Annotated in this window: 12 protein-coding genes and 1 other RNA gene; all 13 read left to right on the top strand. The window is 60.4% G+C overall.

Annotation, left to right across the window (positions count from 1 at the left end):
• The first annotated feature begins 319 nt into the window (after positions 1 to 319).
• Positions 320 to 1,063 (top strand): TerB family tellurite resistance protein, encoded by a 744-nt coding sequence (locus AC0JZ8_RS12490; RefSeq protein WP_471892632.1) that lies wholly within the window; start codon positions 320 to 322, stop codon positions 1,061 to 1,063.
• A complete protein-coding gene (locus AC0JZ8_RS12495; protein WP_092660608.1) occupies positions 1,060 to 1,830 on the top strand; it encodes an N-acetylmuramoyl-L-alanine amidase in 771 nt (256 codons plus the stop codon). The genes AC0JZ8_RS12490 and AC0JZ8_RS12495 overlap by 4 nt, the downstream gene beginning before the upstream one ends.
• A 242-nt stretch (positions 1,831 to 2,072) precedes the next feature.
• A complete protein-coding gene (locus AC0JZ8_RS12500) occupies positions 2,073 to 2,699 on the top strand; it encodes a lytic transglycosylase domain-containing protein (RefSeq protein WP_471893366.1) in 627 nt (208 codons plus the stop codon).
• A gap of 67 nt (positions 2,700 to 2,766) precedes the next feature.
• Entirely contained in the window at positions 2,767 to 3,987 is a 1,221-nt protein-coding gene (locus AC0JZ8_RS12505; protein ID WP_471892633.1) for an NAD(P)/FAD-dependent oxidoreductase, read from the top strand.
• Between the two features lie 42 nt (positions 3,988 to 4,029).
• Positions 4,030 to 4,476: RNase P RNA component class A (gene rnpB, locus AC0JZ8_RS12510), an RNA gene on the top strand.
• A gap of 443 nt (positions 4,477 to 4,919) precedes the next feature.
• Positions 4,920 to 5,354 carry a division/cell wall cluster transcriptional repressor MraZ gene (mraZ, locus tag AC0JZ8_RS12515; protein ID WP_062457964.1) on the top strand — a complete coding sequence of 145 codons (435 nt, stop codon included), beginning with the start codon at positions 4,920 to 4,922 and terminating at the stop codon, positions 5,352 to 5,354.
• 14 nt (positions 5,355 to 5,368) lie between these two features.
• A complete protein-coding gene (rsmH, locus tag AC0JZ8_RS12520; protein ID WP_062456153.1) occupies positions 5,369 to 6,394 on the top strand; it encodes a 16S rRNA (cytosine(1402)-N(4))-methyltransferase RsmH in 1,026 nt (341 codons plus the stop codon).
• 3 nt (positions 6,395 to 6,397) lie between these two features.
• Complete coding sequence (gene ftsL / locus AC0JZ8_RS12525) at positions 6,398 to 6,865, top strand: cell division protein FtsL (RefSeq protein WP_062581108.1); 468 nt, start codon at positions 6,398 to 6,400, stop codon at positions 6,863 to 6,865.
• A complete protein-coding gene (locus AC0JZ8_RS12530; protein ID WP_062456158.1) occupies positions 6,865 to 8,613 on the top strand; it encodes a peptidoglycan D,D-transpeptidase FtsI family protein in 1,749 nt (582 codons plus the stop codon). Before ftsL ends, AC0JZ8_RS12530 begins: the two co-directional genes overlap by 1 nt.
• A gap of 59 nt (positions 8,614 to 8,672) precedes the next feature.
• Positions 8,673 to 10,145, top strand: coding sequence for a UDP-N-acetylmuramoyl-L-alanyl-D-glutamate--2,6-diaminopimelate ligase (locus AC0JZ8_RS12535; RefSeq protein ID WP_062456161.1), 1,473 nt, complete (start codon positions 8,673 to 8,675; stop codon positions 10,143 to 10,145).
• Positions 10,142 to 11,575 (top strand): UDP-N-acetylmuramoylalanyl-D-glutamyl-2,6-diaminopimelate--D-alanyl-D-alanine ligase, encoded by a 1,434-nt coding sequence (locus tag AC0JZ8_RS12540; protein ID WP_113110665.1) that lies wholly within the window; start codon positions 10,142 to 10,144, stop codon positions 11,573 to 11,575. The genes AC0JZ8_RS12535 and AC0JZ8_RS12540 overlap by 4 nt, the downstream gene beginning before the upstream one ends.
• 30 nt (positions 11,576 to 11,605) lie before the next feature.
• Positions 11,606 to 12,709: a phospho-N-acetylmuramoyl-pentapeptide-transferase gene (gene mraY, locus AC0JZ8_RS12545; protein WP_062456167.1), complete on the top strand. Its 1,104-nt coding sequence runs from the start codon at positions 11,606 to 11,608 to the stop codon at positions 12,707 to 12,709.
• A 4-nt stretch (positions 12,710 to 12,713) separates the two neighbouring features.
• A complete protein-coding gene (gene murD, locus AC0JZ8_RS12550; protein ID WP_471892634.1) occupies positions 12,714 to 14,120 on the top strand; it encodes a UDP-N-acetylmuramoyl-L-alanine--D-glutamate ligase in 1,407 nt (468 codons plus the stop codon).

Here is a 14,120-nt window from a genome sequence, read left to right on the forward strand (position 1 = left end):
ACAAAACGGGATGAATGGATGCGACACCAGCTAGAGCCTGTAAAGTGAATTTCTCAAGAAAATTCCGTCGCTTCGAGGTTTTTCCTGTCCGTTCCCCGATCTAATCGTTTCAAAGAAATCACCAGCCTCGCGGGCTGCCGTGGCACGACAGGGCAGGTCGTTTTTGTCAGCGTTTCGACCCATTGGCCGTCAACGACTTTGTACCGTTGCCGGACAGACCGGGCTTTCACCATGATTGTTCGAAAAACATGAACAGAGTTTAATCTTTAGCGGACCGTCCTCAGCTTGCCAAAACGTCGGTTATCTGGTCATTTAAGGGATGATTTTCGATTTCAATTGCCTCCAATTGTCCTCCCTGTGGGAAAGGTTGCTCGGTGCCGTCGGCGATGCCGCGGGCGGTGTGCTCAACCGAGTCGTCGATGCGATCCGCACCATGTTCGAGGGCGATCCGGAAACCCGGCGCCAGGTTTCCTTCTCGGTGGCGATCATTGCCCTGTCTGCAAAGATGGCGAAGGCCGATGGCGTGGTCACCGAAGCCGAAGTGAGTGCCTTCCAGCAGATTTTCGATTTCCCGGCCGAGGAAGCGCGCAACGTTGCACGTCTCTATAACCTCGCACGCCAGGATATTGCCGGCTACGAGGCGTATGCCATGAAGCTTTCGGGGCTGTGCAGCAGCGGCGACATGGAAAACTGCCCGATGCTTGAGAGCGTCGTCGATGGTCTGTTTCATATCGCCAAGGCGGATGGTCTCGTGCATGAGAGCGAGCTGGCGTTTCTGGCGCGCATCGCCGAAATCTTCCGGATCGACGAGGAACATTTCCGCCGCATCATGGCCCGCCACGTGCATCTCGACGGTCGTGACCCGTATCTGGTGCTCGGCGTTTCGCGTGACGACGATTTCTCGGCAATCCGCAAACAGTACCGTCTGCTGGTTTCGGAGCATCATCCCGACCGGCTGATCGCACGCGGCGTGCCGGCAACACTGCATGCGGCTGCGACCGAACGGATGGCCGCGCTCAACGCGGCCTATGAAGCGATCGAGAAAGAGCGCCGCGCGGCATGACAATTCCGGCTTCCTTTGCCGCCGATCATGCCCGCGCCACGGTCGAGCCTTCGCCAAATCATGGGGAAAGGGCAGGCGGGCGCCAGCCGGACATGATCCTCCTGCATTATACCGGCATGCCTGATGCCGATCAGGCGCTGGCATGGCTTCGCAACGAGGCGAGCCAGGTCTCCAGTCACTATTTCATCCATGAAGACGGCCGGATCGTGCAGCTTGTTCCCGAGGCGCGGCGCGCTTGGCATGCGGGCAAAAGCAGCTGGGCCGGCGAAACGGACATCAATTCCTGCTCCATCGGGATAGAAATCGCCAATCCCGGACATCCCGGCGGACTTCCCCATTTTCCGGATATCCAGATCGATGCGGTCGTCGAATTGTGTCGAGACTGCGGCAATCGCTGGGGAATATCTCGGGAACGGGTCGTCGGACACTCGGATGTCGCCCCCATCCGCAAGCTCGACCCGGGCGAAAATTTCCCCTGGCAGAAATTGTATTTGGCGGGGATCGGTCACTGGGTCGAGCCAGGTCAGATCAGCGGCGGCCGGTTTTTCCAGCACGGCGAAAGTGGTCAGCCGATCGAGGCCCTGCAGTCGATGCTGTCGCTCTACGGATACGAGATTGAAATCACGGGCACATTCTGTGATCGCACGAAGGGCGTCGTCGAGGCTTTCCAACGGCATTTCAGGCCCGCGCTGGTCGATGGGATTGCCGATTTTTCGACGATCGACACGCTGCATCGGCTGCTCAAGGCACTGCCGAAATACAGCTAGGCGCAAGCTTCGCGAAACTGTCGGAAGCGTTTGCGGACAGGGCTTTTTTGCATTGCCACATGATCTCCTTATTGCGGCTTTCTAAAGAGTTGCTAACGCAGCGTCCCCAGACGGGGGCTGCCAAGATAAACCTACAGGTTCTGTAAACCTCGCGCCGTCGTCCGGCGTCGCGACGAGGGATGTTTGCGTATCACGATATCCCGCGAGCCTGTTGTTCCGGAGATACTTTAGAATTGACTAAGATGACTTGTGCGGTCGCGGCAGGCATTGCCATGCTTTTCGCGGGATGTGGATCTGTGCGTGCCGAAGACGGCGGAGACGTGGTTCGGGTTTATGTCAAACCGCTGACCATTCCCTGGGAGACACGCGAAACCGGGTTTGCTGCCCCGACGGCCACCGAGAGGCAGATGGTTCGCCGGATGCATTATACGACGCTGATCGCCAAATATGCCGATCAATACGATGTGCCATTCGACCTTGCTGAGGCTGTCGTGCAGATCGAAAGCAATTTTCGCCCGACTGTGAAGGGCAGTGCCGGCGAGATCGGCCTGATGCAGGTGAAGCCGGCGACCGCAAGGCTGATGGGCTACAAGGGCCCTGATTATGGCCTCTACGATCCGGAAACCAACATTCGCTACGGCATGAAGTATCTGGCGGGCGCCCATGATCTGGGCGGCGGCAAGATTTGCGGCACGATCCTCAAATACAATGCGGGCCACGCCGCCAAGCGTATGAACCCGACGTCCAAGCGCTACTGTCAGCGGGTCGAAGCGGTTCTTGAAGACAACAAGGACGATATGATCGAAAAGACCTTCGCGTTCGATTTTCCGCCGAAGGGGTATGCCGTTCTGGCGCCTCTGGTATTCTGATTCCGGAAACGGTTAGAACTGCCTGAAAAGAGCGGCAATTCGAGCTAGGGAATCGAAAGGACAGGGCATGGCGGCGCGGTTCAAATACATCATCATCGGAAGCGGCATGATGGGGGCGGCAGCGGCCCGGCATCTTTCCAAATGGACCGATGGTGTGGCGTTGATCGGGCCGGGCGAACCTGACGATTACCAGCGGCATGACGGCGTGTTCGCAAGCCATTACGACGAGGCGCGCATCACCCGGACGATCGATCAGGATCCAGTCTGGGCCCGCCTCGCCAATCGTTCGATCGAGCGCTACGGCGAGATCTCGTCCGAAAGCGGTATCGATTTCTACTCGGAAGTGGGCTGTCTGATGGTCGGGCCTGGGCGCGCCGGACTGCAGTCCTATGCGCCCGGGCGTACCGGGCAGCCATCCTATGTCGGTCGCGTGCTCGATGCCGCCGGGCGGCTCGGGGTCGAGACCGAAACGCTGGGGCATGATGCGCTTTCGAAGCGGTTTTCGTATTTCGCCTTTCAGGATGGCGCCGAAGGCGTCTGGGAGGAGAAGCGGGCGGGGCACATCAATCCGCGCCGGCTGGTGAAGGCGCAATGCCTGCTTGCGGAGCGCCAGGGTGCCACGCTGATTGCCGAGACCGTTTCGGCTGTTCGCCAGGACGGCGCGATCGTGACCGTGACGACGGCGGAAGGGCGCAGTTACACGGCCGACAAGGTTCTTGTGGCGGCAGGCGGCTTTTCCATCAACGAGGCACTTGTCGGCGCTCGTCTCGATCTCTCAGTCTATGCAAGGACCATCGCGTTCTACGAGGTCGGCGAGGGGGCGATGGAGGAGCTGAAGGCCATGCCATCGCTGATCTGGAAATGGAACGAGGAGGATGACGGGATCTACCTTCTGCCGCCGGTCCGTTATCCTGACGGGAAGACCTATGTGAAGATCGGCGGCGATCCGGATGATCTCCTGCTGCCGTCAGAGCCAGAGATCCGGGACTGGTTCAAGAGCGGCGGACGCGAGACGACCCGGCGCCACCTGACGGACGTCATGGAACGGCTGATGCCGAGGCTCGATCTGTCGCGATCTTCCATGGCAGCCTGCGTCACGTCTTTCACGCCGAACAACTATCCGGCCATCGCCATGACGGCGTTCGACCGGATCGGTGTTCTGACCGGCGGTTGTGGCGCTGCCGCCAAGAGTTCCGACGAGATAGGCCGGCTCGGCGCCGAACTGATCTTTAACGGGTCGATCATCGACGATGGCTATCCGGTCGATTTCCATGCGGAATACCGGTAGGCCTATGGCCTTATCTGCGCATCTCGGCTATGAGCCGCGCGACCAGTTGGCCGGGCAGCCGCACTTTACCAATGCCGAAAGGCGGTAGGGTGAGGAAAGTCCGGGCTCCACGGAAACACGGTGCCGGATAACGTCCGGCGGGGGCGACCCTAGGGACAGTGCCACAGAAAGGAAACCGCCCCGCTTTCTGATCGACCGGATGACGCAATGCGTCAAGGGTCGATGAGATAGCGGGGTAAGGGTGAAAGGGTGGGGTAAGAGCCCACCGCGCGACCGGTAACGGAAGCGGCATGGTAAACCCCACCGGGAGCAAGACCGAATAGGGATGACGCGGGACGTGCGACAGTACGTCTACAGCCTGTTTCCGGGCCAGTCATCCGGGTGGGTTGCGCGAGGCGACGTGTAAACGGCGTCCCAGATGAATGGCTGCCACGTTCCGGTGTTCGCACCGGGGCCATACAGAACCCGGCTTACAGGCCAACTGGTCACTACTCTCTTCTGATTCGTCAATTGTGCCCGTCCCCGGCGGGGCAATCTGACATGCAAATTGCCCGATTTCGGTACCGCTTTTTATATGAGCAGGCCGGAAAGCGCCTTGCGTTTCCGGCTCTTAGCAACTGTCAAAATATCACTTGCGAAGGGTCGCAAAGGCAGTTTCTCCAAAGCGCTCAATAACCCTTTGTTAAACTTAACAGCTTATAAATAAATCCGAACATGGAGGAGCTTGCAGGGCCTCTCCCATTGACGCCCATATGGTCCCATGGTATCCCAAATTCGCACTGCACAAGGGCATTTTGCCCATCAAATCAAGAGTTTCGATCTCACAATCGGGCAAGCATCTGCTTATCCGCACGGATCTTCCTTGTTTGAATCCAAGCAGTCTGGCGGGAAGTTTCCCGTGTCTTTTGCGAACGGGGCGGGTGTTTGTTGCGATGAGCCGCTTCCTGTCGAATGCGACGAACAGGATCGATACGAAGGGGCGGGTCTCTGTGCCTGCCGGCTTTCGCGCGGTTCTTTCCGAGCGCGGAATTCAGGAGCTCTACTGCCTCCAGGATTTCATCTATCCGGCGATCAGCGTCGGCGGTCCGGATCTGCTCGATCGCTACGAGCGGCAGATTGCGTCCGTCGATCCGTTTTCACCGGACGCCAACAGGATGTCGCTGCTGATTCACGGCGGCGGTGTCTTCATGAGGCTCGATGCGGAAGGCCGGCTGATGGTCTCGGATTTCATCCGGGATTTCACGGGTATCAGCTCGGAAGTCACTTTCGTCGGGCGTTCGGATCATTTTCAGCTTTGGCAGCCGCAAGCATTTCACGAGGCGCAGGCGGCAGCACGGGAGGGACGTTTGAGTTCACGTCCCGCATAGTACAGGAGAGCGGGATGTCGGCGAATCCAGGCGAAGGTCAAACTGAGCCCGAAGGCGGACCGGTTCGCCATATTCCAGTTCTTCTGCACCAAGTGGTGGAGGCGCTTCAGCCTCTTCCTGGTAAGGTCATCCTTGATGGCACCTTCGGGGCGGGCGGTTATTCGTCCGCCCTGCTGGCTGCCGGTGCTGACGTCATTGGCCTTGATCGCGATCCTTCCGCAATCGCCAATGGACAGGCGCTCGTCGCCGCGCATGCCGGTCGCCTCTCTCTCATTCATTCACAGTTCTCGCAGCTTGCCGATCATGCGCCGGAAGGCGGGCTCGATGGCGTCGTGCTCGATATCGGCGTGTCCTCGATGCAGATCGATGAGGCCGAGCGCGGCTTCTCGTTCCAGCGCAACGGTCCCCTCGACATGCGCATGTCGAGCAATGGCGTATCGGCGGCTGATGTCGTCAATCGCGCCAAGGTCGGCGATCTCATCCGCATCTTCGGCTTTCTCGGCGAAGAAAAGCATTCCGGTCGTATCGCACGTGCCATCGAAAAGCGCCGCGTGACCGAGCCCTTCCGCACGACGCGCGATCTCGTCAATCTCATCGAGAGCGTCAATCCGCGTAAAGCCAAGGACAAGATCCATCCGTCGACGCGTGTTTTCCAGGCGCTGCGCATTTTCGTGAACGACGAACTCGGCGAGCTGGCACAGGCGCTGTTTGCCGCCGAGCAGGCCTTGAAGCCCGGTGGTCGGCTCGTGGTCGTCACCTTCCATTCGCTGGAAGACCGGATCGTCAAGCAGTTCTTCGCCGATCGCTCGTCCAAGACCTCCGGCTCCAGACATCTGCCGATGGTTGCGGTGAAGGAAGCGATCTTCGATCCGCTCGGCAAGGCGATGGTGGCGGCAAGCGAGGAGGAGGCGGAGATCAATCCGCGCGCCCGTTCCGCCAAGCTGCGCGCCGGTATCCGCACCGAAGCAAAATCGCGCGGTTCCGACATGTCGATCTTCGACCTGCCGAGCCTCGCAAGCCTTTCGACATTGGGGGTCTGACGGATGTTGAGAAGCTTCGATCTCGTGCTGATCGGCGTCATGACGGCAACGGCTGTTGTGACCTATTCGATCAAGCATCGCGCCGACGAGAAACTTGAAGAGGTCCGGCGTCTCGAAACCGAGATCAGGCTCGAGAAAGATACGATCGATCTCTTGAGGGCTGACTGGGCGCTTTTGACTCAGCCAAACCGTCTTCACCGGCTGATCGGCGTCTATGGCACCGAGCTCGGCCTTGGCGCGACCGATACGACGCAACTCGCCATGCCCAAGGAATTGCCGATGATGAAGTCGCGTCTGCCGCAGCCCGAGACCACCATCGAGGACATCATTTCCGGCAAGGACAGTGAAGTCGCAGCGGCGCTGAAGGGCGTCGAGGCTGCAAAGTCCAGGCCTCCGTCCAAAATACCGGTACCCAAAAACCGTGGTGCTTCTTCTCTTGATGTTCATTCAACCGGATCGGTGAGACGCTGATGTCCTTCCTGTCACGAATCATGGTTTTGAAGAGCAGGGCGCATTTTTCGGCCGGTGGCCGTGGCCGCCCAACGATGCGCGGCGCGTCCTTTGAAGGTACGCGCAAGCGCAAGTCCGCCCAGGCGAAAAACCGCGTCGGCCTCCTGATCGCCGGCTTTGTCGCGTTCTACGGCGTCATCGGCGGACGTCTCGTGCAATACGGCTTTGCGATGCCGGAGGTAACGTCGAGCATTCTGCCGGCAGACCGGTTCATGGCGTCGCGCCCGGATATTGTCGACCGCAACGGCGAGGTGCTGGCCACCGACATCCGCACCGTCTCGCTGTTTGCCGAGCCGCACAAGATCGTCGACGCCGACGAGGTGATCGAAAAGCTCGCGACCGTGCTGAACGATCTCGACGTGAAGGGCACCTATACGAAGCTTCGCTCCAATTCGCATTTCCAGTGGCTGCGTCGCCAGCTGACCCCGAAGCAGCAGAGCCAGATCCTGGCACTCGGCATCCCGGGCATCGGTTTCCGGCCTGAGAAGCGCCGTTTCTATCCCGGTGGCAGAACTGCTGCGCATCTCGTCGGTTACGTCAATATCGACAACCGCGGCGTCGCCGGAATGGAACGCTACATCGATTCCCAGGGTCTCGCGGACCTTGCGGCCGTCGGCATGACCTCCGATCAGCCGCTTGAGCCGGTCAAGTTGTCGATCGATCTGCGCGTCCAGGCAATCGTTCAGCAGGTCGTTGCCGAATCAATCGGCAAATACTCGGCGATCGGTGCTGGCGCCGTCGTCATCGACGTTCACACCGGTGAGATCCTCGGCATGGCATCCGCACCGGACTTCGATCCGAACGACCCGAACGGCGTGGACGCTGAAAAGGGCTGGATGAACCGCATGTCGAACAGCACGTTCGAAATGGGCTCCACCTTCAAATCCTTCACGCTCGCCATGGGTCTCGATGACGGCAAGATGAACCTGCAGAGCTCGTTCGATGCGCGCTTCCCGATCCGCATCGGCGGTTTCACTATCAAGGACTTCCATGGCAAGGGGCGCGTGTTGAGCGTTCCGGAAATCTTCCAGTATTCTTCGAACATCGGCACGGCGAAGATCGCCGACATGGTCGGCATTGCGGGACACAAGGACTTCCTGACGCGGCTTGGACTTCTTAGCCGGATGAAGACCGAACTGCCTGAAATCGCGATGCCAAGTCAGCCGCGTGAATGGAAGAAGATCAACTCCATCACCATCTCGTTCGGTCACGGCGTGTCGACAACGCCGCTACAGACGGCTGTTGCCGGTGCGGCACTGGTCAACGGCGGCAAGCTCGTTCCGCCGACATTCCTGCCCCGCACCCAGGCGCAGGCCGACGAGATCGCCACCCAGGTCATGAAGCCCACGACCAGCAAGGACATGCGCTTTCTGTTCGAATGGAACGGCATCAACGGATCGGGCCGCAATGCGCGCGTGGCCGGCTTCAATGTGGGCGGCAAGACCGGAACGGCGGACAAGGTCGTCAACGGCCGCTACGCCCACGACAAGAACTTCAACGCGTTTCTGTCTGCCTTCCCGATGGACAATCCACGCTATGTCGTCCTGTCCTTCAGCGACGAGCCGAAGACCGACAAAGGCAATGGCGCCGCGCTCGCTGCGATGTCCGCAGCACCCATGGTCAAGGAGATTATCGCGCGGTCTGCTCCCATTCTCGGTGTAAAGCCAAAATTCGGCAATGACGGTTCTGCCCTGCTTGTGTCTTATTGAGGATCAAGAACGGGCCCTCGATTCGTGAGGGAGCCTGCTGTTAGATGGAAAGATTACCGATGAAACTGCGCGATCTTGCCGGAGACGATTTTCCGGAAGCGGCCGATATCCTGGCTGGACCAGCCGGTGATGTGGATATTCTCGGTCTTTCCTCGGACAGTCGGCAAATCGCCGAGGGCATGCTGTTTGCAGCTCTTGCTGGATCCAAGGCAGACGGGTCGCGCTTTGTCGACGATGCCGCCGCCAAGGGCGCGGTTGTCGCCATCGCGTCCCATCCGGCAGACAGCAGCATCCCGGTTGTGGTCGTGGACAATCCACGCCGCTTTCTGGCAATCGCTGCCGCTCGGCTGTATGGCGCTCAGCCGGAGACGATGGTTGCGGTAACAGGCACTGCGGGCAAGACTTCGGTTGCCTCCTTCACCCGGCAGATCTGGGCCTATGCCGGCCATGCGGCTGCACAGATCGGCACGACGGGCGTCGTCTCGCCTGATCGCAACGACTACGGTTCGCTGACCACGCCTGATCCCGTCGAGCTTCAGAAGCTACTGGCGGAACTCGCGTCCGAAGGCGTCACCCACGCGGCGATGGAAGCGTCCAGCCACGGTCTCGACCAGAGCCGTCTCGATGGCGTCAAGCTGTCGGCTGTCGGTTTCACCAATCTTGGCCGCGACCATATGGACTACCATCCGACCGTCGAGAGCTACATGGCCGCCAAGATGCGGCTGTTCGATACGCTGGCACCTGCGGGCGCTCCGGCCGTGATCTTTGCCGACGACCGCTGGACTGAAACTGCGATCGAGGTGGCACTTGCTTCAGGCCTCAGCATCCGGACCGTCGGGCGCAAGGGCGGCTATCTCTGCCTGAAGCGTGTCGAACACTTCCGTCACAAGCAGACCGCGGAGATCCATGCGGACGGCAAGATCTATGAGGTCGATATCCCGCTCGCGGGCGACTTCCAGGTGGCCAATGCGCTGGTTGCCGCAGGACTTGCGATGTCGACCGGCGTTCCGGCCGCTGTTGCCATGGCAGCGCTAGAAAAGCTCGTCGGCGCATCCGGCCGGCTCGAGCTTGTCGGCCAGACGAAGGATGGCGCGCTTGCCTATGTGGATTACGCCCACAAGCCCGATGCGCTCGAGAACGTTCTGAGCTCCGTGCGTCCGTTCACCACCGGCCGCGTGGTCGTTGTGTTCGGCTGCGGCGGAGATCGCGACAAGGGCAAGCGTCCGATCATGGGAGAGATTGCCACCCGCCTTGCGGACGTGGTGATCGTCACCGACGACAATCCTCGCTCCGAGGAGCCGGCCACGATCCGCTCCGAGATCATGGCGGCAGCGCCGGGCGCGGAAGAGATCGCCGACAGGGCAAAGGCAATCCGTCACGCGGTCGGACTGCTCAAAACTGGCGATACGCTGATCGTTGCCGGCAAGGGGCATGAGGAAGGACAGACGGTTGGGGCAACGACATTGCCGTTCTCCGATCATGTCGAAGTGCGCAAGGCATTGCAGGACCTGGCGGAGGGCGTAGCATCGTGAGCTTTCTTTGGACCTCGCAGGAAATGGCCACCGTCATGGACGGCCGGCCGATCGGGCAGATGCCGGAAGGCGTCACCGGTCTTTCGATCGACAGCCGCGGAATCACCGAGGGTGAAGCGTTTTTCGCCATCAAGGGTGACCGGGTCGACGGGCATGACTATGCCAGCATGGCGATTGCCAACGGTGCATCGCTGATCGTCGTTTCAGAAGCGAAGCTGCCGGCAATGGGCCGTCTGACGATCCCGATGATCGTCGTCGAGGACGTGCTGGCCGCACTCGTCAAGCTCGGGATCGCGGCGCGTGACCGCAGCCGCGCCCGTATCGTTGCCGTGACCGGTTCGGTCGGCAAGACGACGACCAAGGAAATGCTGCGGCATGCGCTTGCCCCGTCCGGCAAGGTGCATGCGGCCGTCGCCTCGTTCAACAATCACTGGGGCGTCCCGCTGACGCTTGCGCGCATGCCGTCCGATACGGATTTCGGCGTGTTCGAGATCGGCATGAACCATGCCGACGAGATCCGGCCGCTGGTCAAGATGGTGCGCCCGCATGTGGCGATCATCACGACGATTGCGGCCGCCCATCTCGGGCATTTCAACAGTCTCGAAGAGATCGCGGCTGCCAAAGCCGAGATCCTTGAGGGTATCGAGCCCGGCGGAGCTGCCATCCTCAACCACGACAATGCACAGTTTGCGCTGCTGGAACAGAAAGCCCACGAGTTGGGCGTCAGCCACGTCATGACGTTTGGCCAGCATGCGAAGGCCGACTATCGCCTTGCCGATTTCGAGGGCAATGCCGAGAGCTCCGTTATCTGGGCCGTTCTCAATGGCGAGACGAAGGAGTTCGTAATCGGCGCACCTGGCCGCCACATCGCCGAAAATGCCATGGCAGTTTTAGGAGCGGCGCTCCTCCTCGGTGCCGACATGGGCTCGGTGGGGCAGGCGCTGGCCGAACTCAAGGCCGTCAAGGGCAGGGGACAGCGCCATCGTCTCGGTATTGGCGAAGGCCATTTGACGCTGATCGACGAGAGCTACAACGCTAATCCTGCCTCCGTTCGGGCCGCGATCTCCCTGCTCGCAGCGACAGCACCGGAACTCACCGGTCGCCGCATTGCCGTCCTCGGCGACATGCTGGAAATGGGCGAGTTCTCGGCCCAGGTGCACGAAGAGCTGGGCGGGCCATTGCTCGCCTCCGGGATCGAGCACGTCTGGCTCGCCGGCAAGGAAATGGCCGCTCTGCGGGATGCGCTGCCTGATAGTGTCGACGTACAGTATTTCGAAACGACGGACGCACTGACTGAATACGTCGTGCGCTCCGTCATTCCCGGCGACGTGCTGATGGTGAAGTCGTCACTTGGGCTTGGTTTCGGCAAGATCGTTGCCGCGCTGCTTGACAACTACCCGGCTTTTTCCGACACGGACCGCCAACCTTAAGACGACGCGGCTTTTTTGAAAGGGCCCTTTATGCTGATCTGGCTCGTGGAACTGGCAGACAAGATTCAGTTCTTCAACCTGTTCCGATACATCACGTTCAGGACGGGAGCAGCGCTCTTCACCTCGGCGTTCATCGTCTTCATGTTCGGGCCACGGATGATCAATTCACTCCGAATCCGTCAGGGCAAGGGTCAGCCGATCCGCGCCGACGGACCGCAGACCCACTTCAAGAAGGCCGGTACGCCGACCATGGGCGGGCTGATGATTCTCGCCGGCATCGTCGGCGGATCGCTGCTCTGGGCCGATCTTTCCAACATCTACGTGGTCGCCACGCTGCTCGTGACGCTCGGATTCGGCGCGATCGGTTTTTATGACGACTATCTTAAGGTCACCAAGCAGACCGACAAGGGCTTTTCCGGCAAGGCGCGCCTCGGCATCGAGTTCCTGATCGCCGGCATCGCCGTGTTCTTCATGATGCGACTAGCGATGGTGACGGAGCCTGCGGGAAACCCGCATCTGGCAACCTCGGTCGCCTTTCCCTTCGCCAAGGATTTCCTGATCAATATCGGCTATTTCTTCATCCTGTTCGGTGGCTTCGTCATCGTCGGCGCCGGCAATGCGGTCAACCTGACTGACGGTCTCGACGGGTTGGCGATCGTGCCGGTCATGATTGCCGCCGCGTCGTTCGGGGTGATTGCCTATCTGGTCGGTAACGCCGTCTTTGCAGGCTATCTGCAGATCAATTTTGTCCCCGGAACCGGTGAGCTCGCCGTCATCATGGGCGCGGTGATCGGGGCTGGCCTCGGCTTTCTCTGGTTCAACGCCCCGCCGGCTGCGATCTTCATGGGCGATACCGGTTCGCTGGCACTCGGCGGCCTGATCGGTTCGGTTGCCGTCGCCACCAAGCACGAGATCGTCATGGCGATCATCGGCGGCCTGTTCGTGATGGAAACGATGTCCGTGATCATTCAGGTCGGCTTCTTCAAGATGACCGGCCGGCGTGTGTTCCTGATGGCGCCGATCCATCACCATTTCGAAAAGCTTGGCTGGACCGAAAGCCAGGTCGTGATCCGGTTCTGGATCATCGCCGTCGGCCTCGCGATGCTCGGCCTCTCGACCCTCAAGCTGCGGTGATCCGATGATCCCGGTCACGACGTTCAGCGGAAAACGTGTCGCACTATTCGGTCTCGGTGGTTCGGGACTGGCGACCGCGCAGGCGCTGGTTGCCGGCGGTGCTACGGTTCTGGCCTGGGACGACAACCCTGACAGCGTCGCCAAGGCAAACGCTGCCGGCATCGAAACGGCGGACTTGAGAACCATCGACTGGACGGCGCAGGCGGCGTTCGTGTTGTCGCCTGGTGTTCCGCTGACCCATCCAAAGCCGCACTGGAGTGCGGATCTGGCGCGTGCTGCCGGCGTCGAGATCATCGGCGATGTGGAGCTTTTCGTGCGCGAGCGCCGGGCGCATGCGCCGGATTGCCCGTTCATCGCCATCACCGGCACCAACGGCAAGTCGACCACGACTGCGCTGATTGCGCATATCCTGCGCTCAAGCGGGCGCGACACGCAGCTGGGCGGCAATATCGGGACGGCGATCCTGACGCTCGATCCGCCGAAGGCCGAACGCTATTACGTCGTCGAATGCTCGTCCTACCAGATCGATCTGGCCCCGACGCTCAATCCCACGGCCGGCATATTGCTTAACCTCACGCCCGATCATCTCGACCGTCACGGCACGATGCAGCATTATGCCGACATCAAGGAGCGATTGGTTGCTGGGGCGAAGACCGCCGTCATCGGCGTCGACGACAGCTATACGACGCTGATCGCCGACCGGGTCGAGCGCACAGGCGTCAAGGTTCGGCGCATTTCCAAGCGCAATACGGTCGCCGATGGTATCTATGCCGAGACAACCCGGCTCATCGAGATGAATGGCGGCGTTTCGTCTGCGCTCGTCGACCTCGATGGCATCCCGACGTTGAAGGGCAGCCACAACGCTCAGAACGCGGCAGCCGCAATTGCAGCCTGCCTGGCTGTCGGCGTCTCTGCCGATGACATCCGCGCCGGTCTGCGGTCATTCCCGGGCCTCAAGCACCGCATGCAGCCGGTCGGGAGACGGGACCATGTTGTTTTCGTCAATGATTCGAAGGCAACGAACGCCGAAGCCGCGGCCCCTGCGCTTTCCAGCTATGAGCGGATCTACTGGATTGCGGGCGGTCTTCCCAAGGAAGGCGGTATCGCAAGCCTCGCACCACTCTTCCAGAATATAACAAAAGTCTATTTGATCGGAGAAGCAGCACCGGCATTCGCAGCAACTCTTGGAGACACGGTCCCTTACGAGATTTCGGGCACGCTCGAACGGGCCGTTACCCATGCAGCCGCAGATGCGGCAGCCGACACTGTTTCGTCGGCAGTGATGTTGTCGCCGGCATGCGCCAGCTTTGATCAGTTTAAGAATTTCGAAGTGCGCGGCGATGCGTTTGTCGCACTCGTCGCAGCTCTCGACAGTGTGGACATGCTGGTCGATACCGGAAAAGGAAACTGA

Source organism: Velazquezella soli (assembly GCF_977018685.1).

Bases quoted from the DNA above. Each gene is read 5' to 3' on its own strand.
- AC0JZ8_RS12490 (WP_471892632.1), top strand. From the start codon at position 320: ATGATTTTCGATTTCAATTGCCTCCAATTGTCCTCCCTGTGGGAAAGG.
- rsmH (WP_062456153.1), top strand. From the start codon at position 5,369: ATGTCGGCGAATCCAGGCGAAGGTCAAACTGAGCCCGAAGGCGGACCG.
- AC0JZ8_RS12500 (WP_471893366.1), top strand. From the start codon at position 2,073: ATGACTTGTGCGGTCGCGGCAGGCATTGCCATGCTTTTCGCGGGATGT.
- ftsL (WP_062581108.1), top strand. From the start codon at position 6,398: ATGTTGAGAAGCTTCGATCTCGTGCTGATCGGCGTCATGACGGCAACG.
- murD (WP_471892634.1), top strand. From the start codon at position 12,714: ATGATCCCGGTCACGACGTTCAGCGGAAAACGTGTCGCACTATTCGGT.
- AC0JZ8_RS12505 (WP_471892633.1), top strand. From the start codon at position 2,767: ATGGCGGCGCGGTTCAAATACATCATCATCGGAAGCGGCATGATGGGG.
- AC0JZ8_RS12495 (WP_092660608.1), top strand. From the start codon at position 1,060: ATGACAATTCCGGCTTCCTTTGCCGCCGATCATGCCCGCGCCACGGTC.
- AC0JZ8_RS12530 (WP_062456158.1), top strand. From the start codon at position 6,865: ATGTCCTTCCTGTCACGAATCATGGTTTTGAAGAGCAGGGCGCATTTT.
- mraY (WP_062456167.1), top strand. From the start codon at position 11,606: ATGCTGATCTGGCTCGTGGAACTGGCAGACAAGATTCAGTTCTTCAAC.
- mraZ (WP_062457964.1), top strand. From the start codon at position 4,920: ATGAGCCGCTTCCTGTCGAATGCGACGAACAGGATCGATACGAAGGGG.
- AC0JZ8_RS12535 (WP_062456161.1), top strand. From the start codon at position 8,673: ATGAAACTGCGCGATCTTGCCGGAGACGATTTTCCGGAAGCGGCCGAT.